Genomic DNA, 14,951 nt, shown 5'->3' on the forward strand with positions numbered 1-14,951 from the left:
CCCCGGATGTGGTCTGGACTACATACCGACTAGTCAGCATGATGGTCGGGATCCGATGCCGACCCCGCCCCCAGGAGCGCTGGATGAGCCCCGACCACCCGCCCGGACTCGATCTCGACCGGCTGCGCGACCTGCTCGACCGCGAGCGCCCCGGCCTGGTGCGGGGCCCCCTGACCGGCCGGCTGATCGAGGGCGGCCGGTCCAACCTGACGTACACCGTCTCCGACGGCACCGGCCGCTGGGTCGTACGGCGGCCGCCGCTCGGGCATGTGCTGGCCACCGCGCACGACATGAGGCGCGAGCACCGGGTGATCAGCGCGCTGCGGCCGACGGACGTACCGGTGCCGGGCACCGTGCTGCTGTGCGAGGACGAGGAGGTGCTGGGCGCGCCGTTCTATGTGATGGAGTTCGTCGAGGGCACCCCGTACCGCACGGCCGGCCAGCTCGCCCCGCTCGGCCCGGAGCGCACGCGCCACGCGGTGCTGTCCCTGGTCGACACGCTCGTCGCCCTGCACGCGGTCGACCCCGCCGAGGTGGGCCTCGCCGACTTCGGCCGGCCGGAGGGCTTCCTCGACCGGCAGCTGCGCCGCTGGGGCAAGCAGCTCGACGCCTCCCGCGACCGCGACCTGCCCGGCATCGACGAGCTGCACGCCGCCCTCGGGCGCGAGCTGCCCGTCTCCCCCGCGCCCGCCGTGGTGCACGGCGACTACCGCCTGGACAACGCGCTGATCGGGCCGGACGACCGGATCCGGGCCGTGCTCGACTGGGAGATGTCCACGCTCGGCGACCCGCTCACCGACCTGGGCCTGCTGGTCATGTACTGCACTCCGCTGGGCATGCCGGACTCGCCCGTGTCCACCACCGCCGAGGCGCCGGGCCACCCCTCGCCCGCCGAACTGATCGAGCGGTACGCCGCGCGCTCGGGGCGCGATGTGTCCGCCGTCTCCTGGTACACCGCGTTCGCCTGGTTCAAGCTCGCGGTGATCCTGGAGGGCATCCACTACCGGTACACGCTCGGGCGGACGGTCGGCGGCGGCTTCGACCGTATCGGCGACCTCGTCCCCGTCTTCATCCAGCACGGCCTGACCACGTTGCACGACGGCCCCCAGGGCCTCCAGGAGGGCTGATCCCCATGGACTTCGCGTTCGACGCGCGCACCGAGGAACTGCGCGCCCGGCTCCTCGCCTTCATGGACGAGTACGTGTACCCGGCCGAGGAGACCGCGCACGAGCAGCGCGCCCGCCTCGCCTCGCCCTGGGAGAACCCCCCGGTGGTGGAGGAGCTGAAGGCCGAGGCACGGCGGCAGGGCCTGTGGAACCTGTTCCTGCCGGACGCCGAGCACGGCGCCGGTCTGACCAACCTCCAGTACGCCCCGCTGGCCGAGATCACCGGCCGCTCCCCGCAGCTGGCGCCCACCGCGACCAACTGCGCCGCGCCGGACACGGGCAACATGGAGGTGCTCGCGCAGTTCGGCGACGAACGGCAGCGGAAGCAGTGGCTCCAGCCGCTGCTGGCGGGCGAGATCCGCTCGGCGTTCGCGATGACCGAGCCGGAGGTGGCCTCCTCGGACGCCACCAACATCACCACGCACATCGAGCGGGCGGACGACGGCTCGGACGAGTACGTGATCACCGGCCGCAAGTGGTACATCTCCGGGGCGATGCACCCCGACTGCAAGATCTTCATCGTGATGGGCAAGACGGACCCGGACGGCGCGGACGTGCGCCGCCAGCAGTCCATGGTGCTGGTGCCGCGCGACACACCGGGCGTCACCGTGCGGCGGGCCATGCGGGTCTTCGGGTACGAGGACCACTACCACGGCGGGCACGCCGAGGTGGTCTTCGACCACGCGCGCGTCCCGGTGTCGAACCTCATCGGCGAGGAGGGCGGCGGCTTCGCCATCGCCCAGGCCCGGCTGGGTCCGGGCCGGATCCACCACTGCATGCGGCTGATCGGCATGGCCGAGCGCGCCATCGAGCTGATGTGCCGCCGGGCGGTCTCCCGTACGGCGTTCGGCAAGGCGCTGGCCCAGCAGGGCGTGGTGCAGAACTGGATCGCTGACGCCCGTGTCCAGGTCGAGCAGTTGCGGCTGCTGGTGCTGAAGACGGCCTGGCTGATGGACACGGTCGGCAACAAGGGCGCCCACACCGAGATCCAGGCCATCAAGATCGCCACCCCGCGCGCGGTGGTCGGCATCCTGGACCGGGCGATCCAGCTCTACGGCGCGGGCGGGGTCAGCCAGGACTTCCCGCTGGCCGAGCTGTACGCGGGCGCGCGCACCCTGATGCTCGCCGACGGCCCCGACGAGGTGCACCAGCGCTCGCTGGCGCGGCGGGAGCTGAAGCAGTACCTGTAGGCGCGTTGCCGGTGCGGGACCGCCGTCGCGCACCGGGTCCGCGCCGTCGCGCGCGGGTATGCCGTCCTCCGTGCCGGGAGAACCCGGCTCCCGGGCGCGCCCGGGAGCCGCCTCAGCGCCCGGACGGCACCGCGCCCCGCTCGCGCCGCAGCCGCCGGACGACGACCGCCACGTCGGCCGCGGCCAGCAGCGCGAGCACCGCGCAGACGGCGGCGGCGATGACGAGGGGGCCGCGGCCCGGGTTCTCGCCCGGCACGGCCTGCGCCGCCCACACGGCGAAGAAGGCGGCGGCCCCGGCGAACAGCGGCAGGAAGACCCCCGACAGGAGCAGCCGCAGTCCCAGGGGGCTCTGGGCGGTCATCGGCTCGGTGCCGGTCCGGGGGTATCTGCGGCCGAACGCGCCGGAGCGCGACCGCGGGACCGGCTCCCTCCTGCGTTCCGGGTCGTTCTGGCTCATGACACCTGTCTCCTCCGCCCCGGCCGCCGCCAGCGCTACGGTGCACTCACGGCCGGTTCGCGGCCGCGTCGCGGTGGATCCGCGGGGCTCGTGGTGAGTCCGCGGGGCTCGTGGTGGATCCGCGGGGCTCGTGGTGGATCCGTCCCGGGCCGCGTAGCCCGTGTGCGCGGAGGTAAACCGCGTGCCGGGCAGCAGGAGCCCCGGTCCACCCGGCGGGCGGCCCCGGCCCGGTGGCGCGTCAGCCGTCGAGCAGGGCCAGGTGGTGGCGGACGGCGGCGCTCGCACGGGGCTCGTCGTCGGTGGCGAGGAGATCGAGCAGGACGCCGCGGAGCACCGCGAGCGCCAGGGTCCTGCGGATGGCGCCGGACCCGGTGTCCCGCTCGGCGGGCGGCTGGCAGGCGGCGAGCACCGCGAGCCAGTCCTCGACGGTGGCACGGGCGAACCCGGCCCACGGCCCGTCCGGCTCGACCAGGGAGCGGGCGTACGCCTCCGCCCACAGCCGCAGCAGCGGGCGGTGCCCGGCGGCGGCGAGCCAGGCCCAGACCCGCTCGGTGGCCGCGGGCAGGCCGATGGGCTCGCCGGGGCCGCGCAGAGGATCCAGGATCGCCAGTTCGTCCGCGCGGGCACGCGCCAGCAGGGCCCGTACGAGACCGTCCTTGCTGCCGAAGAGGAACAGCAGGACCCGGGGGCTGGAACCGACGGCCGTGGCCAGCGGGCGCAGCGACAGGTCGGCCAGACCGTGCGCGAGGACGTACCGGTAGGCGGCCTCCAGCAGTTCGGTCTGGCGTGCGGAGGGGGCTGCCGCTGACGGGGACATGGGGCTAGCCTAGCGGTACTGAAACAGTCGTGTCAGTGCCCGGCGCGGAAGCTGTGGTACGCCCTGCCGCCGGGCGCGGACGACGGAGCCACCGGAGGGACACGCCATGTCGGAGCAGCGCGGAGAGGCCGTGATCGCGCGGCCCGAGGACCGGCCGCGGATCACCGTGCGGCGCGCCGACCGTCCCGGCGACCTGGGCTGGACGGTGATGGCCCACGGCGAGGTCTACGCCCGGCAGTTCGGCTGGAACACCGACTTCGAGGCCCTGGTCGCCGGGATCGTCGCCGCGTACGCGGCGGGGCACGACCCGGACCGGGAGGCGGGCTGGATCGCCGAGGCCGGCGGGGAGCGCGTGGGCTGCGTCTTCCTGGTCGCCGGTGACACACCGGAGGTGGCGCGGCTGCGCATCCTGCTCGTCACCGAGGCGGCCCGGGGGCTGGGCGCGGGCGGCCGCCTGGTCGGGACCTGTCTGGAGTTCGCCCGCGAGGCCGGCTACCGGCGGGTCACGCTGTGGACCAACGACGTGCTGGAGTCCGCGCGCCGGATCTACCAGGGGTACGGTTTCACGCTCGCCGACGAGGAGCCCCATCACAGCTTCGGCCGGGACCTCGTCGGGCAGAACTGGACGCTCGACCTGGCCCCGGACCCGCGCACGGCCCCTCCGGGCACACGGTAGGCTGGCCGTGCGGCGCACCCCGAGTGCGTCGCGCGGCGGTGGGGCCCGCCGCACCCAACCGCGGCGACGGCGCCGCCAACGGTCCCTGCTTGCGACTTCAGTGTGCCCGGGGACGTGCCGGGCGCTGTGCGAGTAGGAGAACCCGCGTATGGAAGAGGCCCGACCTCAGGTGCTCGGCGAACCCATCGACCCCGATGTCGAACTGCACGGGCCCACCCCGCGGCGCGAGCCGTTCGCCGGGCAGGGGCCCTTCGTGGCGGTGGTCGCGGCGGGCGGCGCGATCGGCGCGACGGCCCGTTACGGCGCCGGGCTCCTGTGGCCCACGGCCGACGGCGCGTTTCCCCTGACGACGTTCCTGGTCAATGTGATCGGCTGCGGTGTCATCGGCGTCTTCATGGTGCTGATCACCGATGTGTGGTCCGCGCACCGGCTCGTCCGGCCGTTCTTCGGCACCGGTGTGCTGGGCGGCTTCACCACCTTCTCCACCTACGCGGTCGACATCCAGCGCCTCGTCGACCAGGGCCGCGCCGCCACGGGTCTCGTCTACCTGGCCGTGACCATGCTGGCGGCGCTGGCGTCGGTGTGGACCACGGCGAACCTGACCCGCCGGGTGATCGAGTGGAGGACGCGATGAACGTCCGGGACGTCACTGCGGCCGCCGTCCGCTCCGAGGGGGAGAACGCGTGAACTGGCTTCTCGTGGTGCTCGGCGCCGTGGTCGGCGCCCCGATGCGCTATCTGACCGACCGCGCGGTGCAGTCCCGGCACGACACCGTGTTCCCCTGGGGCACCTTCACCGTCAACATGGTCGGCTGCCTCACCCTCGGCCTGATCACCGGCGCGGTCCTCGCGGGCGGTGCCTCCTCCCAGGTCCAGCTCCTGCTGGGCACCGGGCTGTGCGGGGCGCTCACCACCTATTCGACCCTGTCGTACGAGACCCTGCGGCTGGCGGAGGAGGGCGCGCGCTTCTTCGCCGCGGCCAACGCGGTCGCGAGCATCGTCGGCGGTCTCGGCGCGGCCTTCACCGGGGCGGCGCTCGCCCAGGCGATCTGGGCCTGACCTCGTCAGCTTGTGCCGCCTTCGGCTGTTCCTGAGGGGCCCTGCTACTTGTTGCTGAGGGGCCCCGGCGGTCCGGCCGCGCGGGCCCGTCTCAGTGGTCGTCGTCGGTCAGGAGGATGCGGCAGGTCTCGCCCGGTTCGATGCCGAGGGCGCGGCCGGGCAGGCGTACGTCGATCGGGGCGCAGACGGAGCGGGGCACGGCGATCTCCATGCGGCCGTGCTCCATCCGCAGCCGTACGCCCCAGTGGCCCCGGTAGCGCAGGGTGACGCCGTAGGAGGACAGCTCGGGCAGCGGGACCGGATCGAGCCACAGCGCGTCCTCGCGGGTCTCCAGGCCGGTCAGTCCGCGCTGCACGAGGTCCAGGGTGCCCGCCATGGCGCCCAGGTGGATACCCTCGCCGGTGGTGCCGCCCTGCACATCGGCGATGTCGCCGCGCAGCGCCTCGCGGACGAACCCCCAGGCGTCGGCGCGGCGGGCGCGGGCCAGGATCCAGCCGTGCACCAGACCGCTGAGGGTGGATCCGTGGCTGGTGCGGGCGAGGTAGTGGTCGACGGTGCGGGTCCACAGGTCCTCGTCGAGCCGGTGCCCCAGCCGACCGAACAGGGACCGCAGTTCGGCGGGGGCGAAGAGGTAGCCGAGCATCAGCGCGTCGGCCTGCTTGGACGCCTTGTAGCGGTTGACGGTGTCGCCCTCGGCCTCCAGGATCCGGTCCAGGCGGCGGATGTCGCCGTAGCGGCGGCGGTAGCCGGCCCAGTCGAGTTCGGCGAGGTCCGCGTACCCCTCGAACTGGCTGACGACGCCGTCGTGGAAGGGCACGTGCAGGGTGCGGGACACCTCCTCCCACCGCTCGGGCTCGCCGTCCTCCACCCGTAGACGCGCGAGGAGTTCGCGGCGGCGCGGTTCGGGCAGGGTGCGCAGGGTGTCCAGGGCGCGGGCGAGGACCCAGGCGGCGGTGACATTGGTGTAGGCGTTGTCGTCGAGGCCCGGCCGGTCCGCGTCCGGGTAGGCGTCGTGGTACTCGTCGGGGCCCATCACGCCGAGGATGCGGTGCCGTCCCAGCCGGGCGTCCCAGGTGGCCGAGTCCGCCCAGAACCGGGCGACCTGGAGCAGCATCTCGGCGCCCTCGGTGTGCAGGAAGTCGGTGTCCCCGGTGGCCTGGACGTACTGCCACACGTTGTAGGCGACGGCGGAGCCGACATGCCGCTGGAGGTGCGAGTGGTCGGGCAGCCAGCGCCCCGAACGCGGGTTGAGGTGCAGGCGCTGGGTCTCCTCCCGGCCGTCGCTGCCGCTCTGCCACGGGTACATCGCCCCGCGGCGGCCCACCGCGCGCGCCGCCGCGCAGGCCGGTCCGAGCCGCCGGTGGCGGTAGCGCAGCAGACCCCGGGAGACCTCGGGGAAGCGCAGGTTCAGGAAGGGCAGCACGAACAGTTCGTCCCAGAAGACATGGCCGCGGTAGGCCTCGCCGTGCAGCCCCCGGGCGGGCACACCGACGTCCAGGTCGGCGGTGTGCGGGGAGAGGGTCTGCAGAACGTGGAAGAGGTGCAGGCGCAGGATGCGTCCGGCCTCTGCGGGCACGTCGATGTCGGCGCGCCGCCACAACTGCTCCCAGACCTCACGGTGTTCCTCCAGCAGCGCGGCGAAGCCGGGCGCCGCGCGCACCCGGTCGACGGCGGCGTGCACCGGGTCGCCGATGGCCGGGTCACGGGAGGTGTGCAGCGCGGCGGTCTTGTCGACGGTGACGGTCCGGCCGGGCGCCAGCCGCAGCCGCAGTTCCTGCACCGCGCGCAGGTGCTCGTGCCGGCCGGGCACCGGAGCGGCGGGCCCGTCGCAGGCCAGCCGGGTCGCCAGGCCGATACGGATGTCGGAGGTACGGGTGCGGCAGCGCAGCCAGACGGTGTCAGGCGCCGCCGTGCCGGTGTGCACATGGGTGAGGTGCCGCCCGGCCAGGTCCCGGTAGCGGGGTACGCCCGCGTTGGTGACGCCGCCGTCGATCGCCGCCTCGATCTCGACGTCCGCCGTGAACCCCTCGGCGGTGAACTCGGTGCGCAGCGCGGCGAGATGCGGGTCCCCCATGTGCACGATGCGCTGCTGGCGCACGGTCAGCGAGCGCCCGGGGCCGAGCCCGTACCGGGTACGGCGTTCGAGCAGTCCGGCGTCGAGACGGAGGACCTGCCGGTGGTCGAGGACCGTCGCGGTGTCCGGGGTCAGCCAGGAGCCGCCCGCGAGGCGGAAGCGCAGCGGCAGCCAGTTGGGGACGTTGACCATGTCCTCGTTCTCGATGTGCTCGATGTGCTCGATGTGCTCGTCGTGCTCGGCCTCGCGGCCCGCCACCCTGGAGACGAGCCGGTTGTAGCACCCGGCCACATAGGTGCCCGGGTAGTGCACGGCGTCCGCGGCGCACTCCGGGAGCGCCCCGCGGGTGGCGAAGCAGCCGTTGCCGAGGGTGCACAGCGCCTCCCTCAGGCGCTCGTGCTCCGGTTCGTAGCCGTCGTAGGCCCAGCTCAGCGCCTGCATCTCAGCATCACAGCGCCTTCGTCACAGCGTTCTTGTCGTGGTCGATCACAGCGTCGTCGTCAGGGCCGCCGGTGGCCGGCGCGGCGCGGGTGCGTCGGCGCCCCCGCCTCCGCCACCGCCCGCCTCCGCCTCCGCTTCACGGCCATGGTCCCAGCCGGACGGCACGGCCGCGAGCGGGGAGCCGGGGCGCCGTGCGGGAGGCCGCCGCCACCGGGGCCGACGGGTGGCGCGGGCTCGGCCGGGGTACTCGTGCACGGTCTTCCGGCAGGCGGGAAATGCGAGGAAGGGGTGCGGTGATGGCAAAGGAATTCACGGTCGGGGACCATGTCCGGTGGAATTCTGAGGCCGGATACGTGGAGGGTGTCATCGTGAAGAAGCACACCCACGACGTCGAATTCAAGGGCCGTACACGCCGCTGCTCGAAGGACGATCCCCAGTACGAGATCAAGAGCGACAGGACCGAGCACACGGCGATGCACAAGGGAGGGGCGCTGACCAGGCTGTAGGGCGATGAACCGCGTCCTCACGATCGGGCACTCGACACGGGAGTTCGACGACCTGGTGAAGCGGTTGCGGCAATTCCCGCAGCCCTTCCGGGTCCCCCGGGGCGTGTGGGTGTTTCCTCAACAAGGGGAAGGGCCGCGCATCAAGGGGAAGGACCGCGCATCGACGAGACACGCTGAACGAGCACGCGCGGGTCCGTGACGGACAGCCGACCTGTCCCGCCCCCTCCGGCGGGGTCAGCGGGTGACGATGCCCGCGACGAGGTTGATCGCCGTGGCGAGAATGCTGGTGCCGAAGACGTACGACAGCAGGCAGTGGCGCAGCACCATGGCCCGGATCGCCGGACTCGACACTCCGGTGTCGGAGACCTGGTAGGTCATGCCGAGGTTGTAGCTGAAATAGAAGAAATCCCGGTACGCCGGTGGCTCCGGGGAATTGAAGTCGATCCCCCGGGTGGACTCGGGATAATAGAGGAACGCGTCACGGGTGGCGTACATGAGGTGCAGCGCGGCCCAGGCCATGAACACACCGCCGAGCGCCGTCGCGGCGTGCACGGGATCGGAATTGCCGAGCAGCAGCACCGCGATACCCGCCAGACCGCACACGGCCGCCGCGACCACGACGAGTTCCTCGGCGACCGGACGCAGATCCTCGCGCCGTGCGTGCACATGGGTCTCCTCGGCGTCCATGGGCCACAGCACGATCCACCCGGTCACCACGAAGAGCGTCTCCGTCGCGGTGATTCCCGCCAGGACACCGAGCGGTGCGTCCGTCGGCATGGCGACCGCCGCCCCGATCAGCACTCCGGCGACCACCGCGCAGACGAGACGCGGGATCGCGGAGAAGAAGAGCGGAAACCGTCTGCTCATACGCCATGACGGTAGCGGTTTCCCCTTGGTGCGGCTTCCGGAGTCTCACCGCCTTCCGGCCGGTGCTTCCGCCGCCGGACGCCGGTTTTCCACAGGCCGGAACGGCGGACGATCACCGGCGTTAGGGTGCCTTCCAGGGACGGGACCTGTGCGTCCGGGCATCGGGTCATGTGGTCGTCGGGGCATCTGGGGGACGGAATGAGGCGAGGACGTTCACCGCGCGTACCGGTGTGCGCCGGGCTGCTCGTGGTCGTCATGGCGGCGACGGCGTGCACCGGCGGCGGTGCGCGGGACTCGGCCGACGGTGACATGGCGCCCGCGGCGCGGACCTACCTGTCGAAGGCGCTGGACATCATGGAGGAGCACTCGCTGCGCCGTCGCCAGGTCGACTGGACCGCCCTGCGCCGCAGCACGTTCGCGCAGGCACACGGCGCGCGCGGACCGGCGGACACCTACGAGGCGATCGAGGTGGCGTTGAGCCGTCTGGGCGACCGGCACAGCCAGTTCTGGGATCCGGCGCAGGCCAAGGCCCAGCTGGACCCCTCCGCGACGCCCGCCGAGCCACCCCGGAACCGTTCGCTCGGGCACGGCGTCGGCTACCTCGCCCTGCCCGGCGTGGACGGCGCCCAGAAGACGTACGACACATATGTGCGACAGGGCCGCGACGCCGTGGCGAGGACGGACCGGGCGGGAGCCTGCGGCTGGGTGGTGGATCTGAGAGGGTCGACCGGCGGCGGGATGTGGCCGGTCCTCGCGGTCGCCGGGCCGGTCCTGGGCGACGGCACGGTGGGCGCCTTCGTGGACGCCGACGGGAAGAAGTCCGTGTGGTCGGTCAAGGACGGCACCCCCTACCAGGACGGCACATCGGCCGGCTGGGGCGCCGCGAAGCCCCTCGCCCAGGCCACGCCGCCGGTCGCGGTACTGACCGGAGGGGCGACGCGCAGCGCGGGCGAGGCGGTCGTGATCGCCTTCCACGGGCGCCCGCACACCCGCTTCTTCGGCGAACCGACCCAGGGCCTCCCGACGGGGAACGCGTCGTACCCCCTCCCCGACGGCGCGCTGCTCCTCCTCACCGGCGCCCGGGAGGCGGACCGGACCGGCCGCGTCTACGACGGGCCGATCCCGCCGGACGAGGAGGTCGTCAAGGACCCCCGCCCGGCGGCCCGCGACCGTGACGACCCCCTGGACGCGGCCCGCGCCTGGCTGCTCGCCCAGGAGGGCTGCCGCAGGTCATGATCCGGCCGACGGAGCACGGTGACCGGGTCCGGCACTCCCGGAGGGACGGCGGCACAGCGCTCGCGGGCGCGCGGCCCCGAGTTGCTCGGACGACTGCCGAGGTGATGCGCGCACGCTGGTGAGACCCCGTCAGGCACTCGTCGTCACGGGGCCGTTAGGTGGAGTTCCAGTCGCCGGCTGAGCGGTACGGGTGGCCAGGTAGCACGCCGCGACCGATGTGAGCACCGCCATCAGGACGAGCATGACGCGGTAGTCAACGAGCGCGATGAGTGCGGCTCCGACGGCGATCGCCGCGGTCTGCGGCACACCGATCAGCACACCCAGCGCCGCGTCGGCCCGCCCCGTCAGGCGGGCGGGCGTGCGCCGTTGGAGGAGGGTGGTGCCGCCCGCGATGATCCAGGGCAGACCCGTCCCCATGAGCACGGTGCCGGGCACGACCGCAGGCAGAGCCGGGACGGCGGTCAGGAGGAACCCCGCAGCAGAGAGGACCAGACCGAAGACCACCGTCCGGGCTTCCCCCGCACGCCGCATGAGCACCGCGGCACCTGCCCCGGCCACCACGGCGCCTGCGGCCTGCGACGCCCCCAGCACCCCGACGAAGGCTGGCGGGCGGTGCAGTCCGGAGTCGACCACCGCGAAGAGCACCGACTGCGAGAACCCGAAGGCGATGACCGCGATCATCGTGGCGACGGTGAACTGGCGCAGAGCAGGAGTCCCCGCAATGTGCCGGAAACCGGCGGTGAGACGGGCCCCGGCTGCCTGCCGTTCCTCCTCCGGCCCAGGGTGTCGCGGCCCGTTCTCCCGTAGGCGGATCAGAGCGACCAGCAGGGCCGCGAGGGCGAAGGTCGCGGCGTCGCCCACCACCAGCGGCGCCAGATCGAAGGTGGACAGCACACCCGCGCCCAGGAGCGGCGCGACCAGTCGCACTCCCTGGAGCAGCGTCTGGAGAAGGCCATTGGCATCGCCCAGGTGCTCGGGCGGTATCAACGTCTGAGTGAGCGCGGTCATGGCCGAGCCGGAGGTGCCGTTGGCCAGTCCGTACAAGACCATGACGGCGTAGCAGATCCAGATGCCGTGGCGATCGTGCACCAGCAGCAACGGCAGCACCAGCACCATCGAGAACAGGTTCAGAGCGATCAGCAGCGGCGCGCGGCGCAACCGGTCCACCACAGCACCGCACAGAGGTGCGCCCAGGGTGCCTAGAACGAAGGCGAAGAAGGTCAGACCGGCGGCCGAGTCACTGCCGGTGAGCTCCTTGACGCGGACGCCGAGAGCGATCCACAAGGCGTTGCTCCCCGCCATGTCGATCAGCCGGGCCAGCACGAGCAGCAGGATGTCACGGCGGACGAGCAGGGCTCGCACGATCAGTCCTCCAGCGGGCGCAGGGCGTCGGCGGGGAACGTGAACTGGATCAGCTCCATCGGGACGGCGCCCTCGGGGCGCAGCGAGGGATCGTCGAGCCGCTCGCGGTAGCGGTGGAGAAGCGCGGTCATCTCCCCCAGGAGGGACTCGGCTTCCTCCGGGGTGAGGTGGAAGACCGCGTCTGCGGAGCTGGTGATCCTGCTCCAGTCCCCGGAGAACCCTGCCCGCATCGCGCCGACCTTGCGGATCCGCTCCAGCCACACCTCCCAGAGCACCGCGCCGAGCGCGGCGGCGGCGGTCGTGGTCTCGGTGTCGCCGGCGTCGGCCGCGTCCTCGAAGCGGAAGCCGATGTGGGTACGCCGCCAGGGGCGGCTGCGCCCCGCACCGCCTCCCGCTTCCTCCACGAAGCCGTACTTCGCCAGCGTGCGCAGATGGAAGGCGCAGTTGGTCGGGGACTCGCCCACCATCCGGGCGGCCTCGGTCGCGGTCAGCGGCTCGCGGCGGCCGAGCGCTTCGAGCAAGGCCAGGCGTGTGGGATGGGCGAGGGCGCGCATGGCCTTCGGTTCGGTGAGGTCGCGGGGTTCACGGGGAGCGACGCCTTCTTCGAAAGACATGTTTCGATACTCTACGCTCGAAACATGCCTTTCGAAAGGGGGACGGTCAGGCGACCAGCCTCAGCCACGCCTCCCTGAGGGCGGCGTGGCCCGCCGGGGTCGGGTGGACGCCGTCGGCGGCCCAGTGCGCCGGGCCGGTCGCCGCGGCGAGCTGGGCGAACATGCCGTCGGCGGCGAGCAGCCGGGCGCCGTACCGGTGGGCGAGGTCGCGGACGGCCTGGATCTTGGGGTCCAGGTCGGCGCGCCACTGCTTCCAGTCGTCCGGGCCGATGTGGTGGTCGTCGTCGATGTCCAGGCTGTCGCTGTACGGCAGAAGGAAGGGCTCGACGAGGATCAGTCCGGTGCCGCGCTCGGCCAGCGGCGCGAGCAGGCGGTCGTAGCCGGCCGCGAAGTCCTCCACGGGAATCATGTAGCCGTCCGGGTCGAGGGTGTGCCAGCCGACGTCGTTGATGCCGACGAGGATCGACACCACGTCCGGACGGGCGTCGAGCACATCGGTCTGCCAACGGGCCTCCAGGTCCATGACCTTGTGGCCGCCGACCCCGGAGTTCAGCCAGGTCACGGGCCGGTCCGGGTGCCGCAGGCCCCACTCCCCCGCGATGTGCAGCGGGTAGCCGGACCCGAGGCCGTCCTCGCTCGCCGACCGCCCGCTGTCGGTGATCGAGTCGCCGGTGAACATCACGGTGGTTCCCGGGCGCAGGGTGATCGTCATATGTGCTCCTTGAGATGTGAGTGGGTGGGAGAGGAAGGTCTTCGCAGGGTGCCGTCGCAGGGCGGCCACCGTCTCACCTAGCGGCCTCTCCTAGCGGCCGAACCACCGCTCGGCGGCCCGCTCGAACGGTCGCGGGTCGACGTCGCGGCCGGCCGCGCAGGCGACGAAGCCGTCCGGGCGGACGAGGACAGCGCCCAGGCCGAGGTCGTTCTTCGCCGTGCCGGCCGCGTAGCGCAGTCGGCTCGCCCGGCCGGTGGCCGTGTCGCGCAGGCGCCGGTCGGCGCTGAGGTCGAGCAGGACCCCTCGGCCGTCCCGCAGCAACTCGCCGAGGCGGGTGCCGTCGTCGAGGCGGAGGTCGGGGGCGCTGCGGCCGGTCAGCGGGTGGTCGCCGCCGAGGTCGTAGCGGATCGACGTCCCGGACAGCCTCCCGAACATGTGGGTCGTCCCGTCGCGGGTCGCGAGCAGGTCGCCCAGCATCCCGCGCAGCGCGCGGCCGTGCTCGTCCGGCCGCATCGCCGCCACCTGGACGCGCGAGCGGTCGAGCACGTCGGCTCCCACGGGGTGCCGTTCGCGGGTGTAGGTGTCGAGGAGCCCGTCGGGCGCGTGTCCGCGCACGGTCGCCGCGAGTTTCCACCCGAGGTTCATGGCGTCACCGATGCCGAGGTTGAGTCCCTGGCCGCCGAGGGGTGAGTGGATGTGCGCCGCGTCACCGGCGAGCAGAACGCGCCCGAGCCGGTAGGTCGTCGTCTGCATCGCCCGGTCGGTGTAGGTCGACACGAGCGAGACGCCGTTCAGCGTCACCTCCGTGCCGGACACGCGGCGCAGCACGGACTGGAGGTGGCCCAGGGCCGGGGGCCGCGAGCGGTCGAAGGCACCGCCGTCGAAGTCCATCACGCCGAGGTGACCCTCGGCGGGCATCCGGAGGTACATGCCGTGCGGTGTGTGGTGGAACCCGGGGCGCAGCAGATCGGGCTCGGCGACGTCGGCGAGCATGACGTAGCCGGTGAACTGCGGTCCTGAGCCGGTGAATTCGAAGCCCGCGAGTCCGCGCACCGTGCTGCGTCCGCCGTCGCAGCCGACGAGCCAGCGCGCCGGGTACGCCTGTCCGCCGGCTCGCGCGACCACGTGTTCATCGTCCTGTTCGACGCCGGTCACCGCGACGCCGCGCCGGATCTCCACGCCGAGCAGTGCCGCCCGCTCGGACAGCAGCGCCTCGACCGCTTCGAGACAGGTCATGACGCCGTCCCCGGCCGGGCCGGGCAGCCGGAACGGCAGGGCGGCGAGGTCGACCCGCGCCGGATCGAGCACGATGCCCGCGAAGTGGCCCACCGTGCGGGGAGGGGACGGCTCGTCCGTGTCCGTGTCCGTGTCTGTGTCCGTGTTTGTGCCCGTGCTCGGGTCGGTGTCCGTGCTCGGGTCGGTGTCCGTGCTCGGGTCGGTGTCGGGTCCGGGGCCGTCCTCCGTGCCCGTTGCTGCCGCACGGAGCGCGGGCAGCATCCCCCGGCGGTAGAACGCCTCGACGGATCCGGCGGACAGGCCCCGCATCCCGAGCGGGTCGGCCCGCCACGGGGAGCCGGGCGCCGGCTCCCGCTCCAGGACCAGGACCGAGCAGCCCGCGAGACCGAGTTCGCCGGCGAGGAACAGCCCGACCGGACCACCGCCCACGATCACCACGTCATGCACGACAACCACCTCTCCGAAGCCGTTTACCGCACGGCTTCCGCACGACCGGGCCGCGGTCCGTCCGCAGCCTTCCTGCGTCCCGGCAAGACTGG

Annotated in this window: 15 protein-coding genes; 7 read left to right on the top strand and 8 right to left on the bottom strand. The window is 72.9% G+C overall.

Annotated elements, in window-relative coordinates; translation table 11 throughout:
• Nucleotides 1-83 precede the first annotated feature (83 nt).
• Nucleotides 84-1,127, top strand: coding sequence for a phosphotransferase family protein (locus tag A8713_RS03115; RefSeq protein ID WP_064531302.1), 1,044 nt, complete (start codon nucleotides 84-86; stop codon nucleotides 1,125-1,127).
• Between the two features lie 5 nt (nucleotides 1,128-1,132).
• On the top strand, nucleotides 1,133-2,356 hold the full coding sequence (locus A8713_RS03120; protein WP_064531303.1) for an acyl-CoA dehydrogenase family protein: 1,224 nt from the start codon (nucleotides 1,133-1,135) through the stop codon (nucleotides 2,354-2,356).
• 112 nt (nucleotides 2,357-2,468) lie between these two features.
• On the opposite strand, the gene A8713_RS03125 is transcribed toward A8713_RS03120, so the two are convergent.
• Both A8713_RS03125 and A8713_RS03130 read right to left on the bottom strand, forming a co-directional pair.
• Nucleotides 2,469-2,813, bottom strand: coding sequence for a DUF6343 family protein (locus tag A8713_RS03125; RefSeq protein WP_079158816.1), 345 nt, complete (start codon nucleotides 2,811-2,813; stop codon nucleotides 2,469-2,471).
• A gap of 238 nt (nucleotides 2,814-3,051) precedes the next feature.
• Complete coding sequence (locus A8713_RS03130; protein WP_064531304.1) at nucleotides 3,052-3,630, bottom strand: TetR/AcrR family transcriptional regulator; 579 nt, start codon at nucleotides 3,628-3,630, stop codon at nucleotides 3,052-3,054.
• A 106-nt stretch (nucleotides 3,631-3,736) separates the two neighbouring features.
• On the opposite strand from A8713_RS03130, the gene A8713_RS03135 reads away from it, so the two are divergent.
• The 3 genes from A8713_RS03135 (at nucleotide 3,737) to crcB (A8713_RS03145) (ending at nucleotide 5,364) form a co-directional block, all read left to right on the top strand.
• The gene (locus A8713_RS03135) at nucleotides 3,737-4,306 is read left to right on the top strand and encodes a GNAT family N-acetyltransferase (RefSeq protein ID WP_064531305.1); all 570 of its coding nucleotides are present in this window, start codon (nucleotides 3,737-3,739) and stop codon (nucleotides 4,304-4,306) included.
• Nucleotides 4,307-4,454: 148 nt separating this feature from the next.
• The gene (crcB, locus tag A8713_RS03140; RefSeq protein ID WP_064531306.1) at nucleotides 4,455-4,940 is read left to right on the top strand and encodes a fluoride efflux transporter CrcB; all 486 of its coding nucleotides are present in this window, start codon (nucleotides 4,455-4,457) and stop codon (nucleotides 4,938-4,940) included.
• 49 nt (nucleotides 4,941-4,989) lie between these two features.
• Entirely contained in the window at nucleotides 4,990-5,364 is a 375-nt protein-coding gene (gene crcB / locus A8713_RS03145; protein ID WP_018570888.1) for a fluoride efflux transporter CrcB, read from the top strand.
• A 91-nt stretch (nucleotides 5,365-5,455) separates the two neighbouring features.
• Here crcB (A8713_RS03145) and A8713_RS03150 read toward each other — a convergent pair whose 3' ends face one another.
• A complete protein-coding gene (locus A8713_RS03150; RefSeq protein WP_064531307.1) occupies nucleotides 5,456-7,879 on the bottom strand; it encodes a glycoside hydrolase family 65 protein in 2,424 nt (807 codons plus the stop codon).
• Nucleotides 7,880-8,175: 296 nt separating this feature from the next.
• On the opposite strand from A8713_RS03150, the gene A8713_RS03155 reads away from it, so the two are divergent.
• Nucleotides 8,176-8,385: a DUF2945 domain-containing protein gene (locus tag A8713_RS03155; RefSeq protein ID WP_064537207.1), complete on the top strand. Its 210-nt coding sequence runs from the start codon at nucleotides 8,176-8,178 to the stop codon at nucleotides 8,383-8,385.
• Nucleotides 8,386-8,619: 234 nt separating this feature from the next.
• On the opposite strand, the gene A8713_RS03160 is transcribed toward A8713_RS03155, so the two are convergent.
• A complete protein-coding gene (locus tag A8713_RS03160; protein WP_064531308.1) occupies nucleotides 8,620-9,252 on the bottom strand; it encodes a DUF1345 domain-containing protein in 633 nt (210 codons plus the stop codon).
• Nucleotides 9,253-9,450: 198 nt separating this feature from the next.
• Here A8713_RS03160 and A8713_RS03165 point away from each other — a divergent pair, with 198 nt between their 5' ends.
• A complete protein-coding gene (locus tag A8713_RS03165) occupies nucleotides 9,451-10,488 on the top strand; it encodes a S41 family peptidase (RefSeq protein WP_064531309.1) in 1,038 nt (345 codons plus the stop codon).
• 129 nt (nucleotides 10,489-10,617) lie between these two features.
• On the opposite strand, the gene A8713_RS03170 is transcribed toward A8713_RS03165, so the two are convergent.
• From A8713_RS03170 to A8713_RS03185, 4 genes are all read right to left on the bottom strand, one after another.
• A complete protein-coding gene (locus tag A8713_RS03170; RefSeq protein ID WP_064531310.1) occupies nucleotides 10,618-11,850 on the bottom strand; it encodes an MFS transporter in 1,233 nt (410 codons plus the stop codon).
• Nucleotides 11,851-11,852: 2 nt separating this feature from the next.
• Nucleotides 11,853-12,464 (bottom strand): winged helix-turn-helix domain-containing protein, encoded by a 612-nt coding sequence (locus tag A8713_RS03175; protein WP_064531311.1) that lies wholly within the window; start codon nucleotides 12,462-12,464, stop codon nucleotides 11,853-11,855.
• 46 nt (nucleotides 12,465-12,510) lie between these two features.
• Nucleotides 12,511-13,176, bottom strand: coding sequence for an SGNH/GDSL hydrolase family protein (locus A8713_RS03180; protein WP_064531312.1), 666 nt, complete (start codon nucleotides 13,174-13,176; stop codon nucleotides 12,511-12,513).
• A gap of 90 nt (nucleotides 13,177-13,266) precedes the next feature.
• Nucleotides 13,267-14,859: an FAD-dependent monooxygenase gene (locus A8713_RS03185; RefSeq protein ID WP_064531313.1), complete on the bottom strand. Its 1,593-nt coding sequence runs from the start codon at nucleotides 14,857-14,859 to the stop codon at nucleotides 13,267-13,269.
• Nucleotides 14,860-14,951 lie beyond the last annotated feature (92 nt).

Origin of the sequence: Streptomyces sp. SAT1 (assembly GCF_001654495.1) — a bacterium.
In the GTDB taxonomy this organism is placed as follows: Bacteria; Actinomycetota; Actinomycetes; order Streptomycetales; family Streptomycetaceae; genus Streptomyces; species Streptomyces andamanensis.

What these genes read in the sequence shown, in the direction of transcription:
- A8713_RS03115 (WP_064531302.1), top strand. Translation starts at nt 84, where the DNA reads ATGAGCCCCGACCACCCGCCCGGACTCGATCTCGACCGGCTGCGCGAC.
- A8713_RS03120 (WP_064531303.1), top strand. Translation starts at nt 1,133, where the DNA reads ATGGACTTCGCGTTCGACGCGCGCACCGAGGAACTGCGCGCCCGGCTC.
- A8713_RS03125 (WP_079158816.1), bottom strand. Translation starts at nt 2,813, where the DNA reads ATGAGCCAGAACGACCCGGAACGCAGGAGGGAGCCGGTCCCGCGGTCG.
- A8713_RS03130 (WP_064531304.1), bottom strand. Translation starts at nt 3,630, where the DNA reads ATGTCCCCGTCAGCGGCAGCCCCCTCCGCACGCCAGACCGAACTGCTG.
- A8713_RS03135 (WP_064531305.1), top strand. Translation starts at nt 3,737, where the DNA reads ATGTCGGAGCAGCGCGGAGAGGCCGTGATCGCGCGGCCCGAGGACCGG.
- crcB (WP_064531306.1), top strand. Translation starts at nt 4,455, where the DNA reads ATGGAAGAGGCCCGACCTCAGGTGCTCGGCGAACCCATCGACCCCGAT.
- A8713_RS03150 (WP_064531307.1), bottom strand. Translation starts at nt 7,879, where the DNA reads ATGCAGGCGCTGAGCTGGGCCTACGACGGCTACGAACCGGAGCACGAG.
- A8713_RS03155 (WP_064537207.1), top strand. Translation starts at nt 8,176, where the DNA reads ATGGCAAAGGAATTCACGGTCGGGGACCATGTCCGGTGGAATTCTGAG.
- A8713_RS03160 (WP_064531308.1), bottom strand. Translation starts at nt 9,252, where the DNA reads ATGAGCAGACGGTTTCCGCTCTTCTTCTCCGCGATCCCGCGTCTCGTC.
- A8713_RS03165 (WP_064531309.1), top strand. Translation starts at nt 9,451, where the DNA reads ATGAGGCGAGGACGTTCACCGCGCGTACCGGTGTGCGCCGGGCTGCTC.
- A8713_RS03175 (WP_064531311.1), bottom strand. Translation starts at nt 12,464, where the DNA reads ATGTCTTTCGAAGAAGGCGTCGCTCCCCGTGAACCCCGCGACCTCACC.
- A8713_RS03180 (WP_064531312.1), bottom strand. Translation starts at nt 13,176, where the DNA reads ATGACGATCACCCTGCGCCCGGGAACCACCGTGATGTTCACCGGCGAC.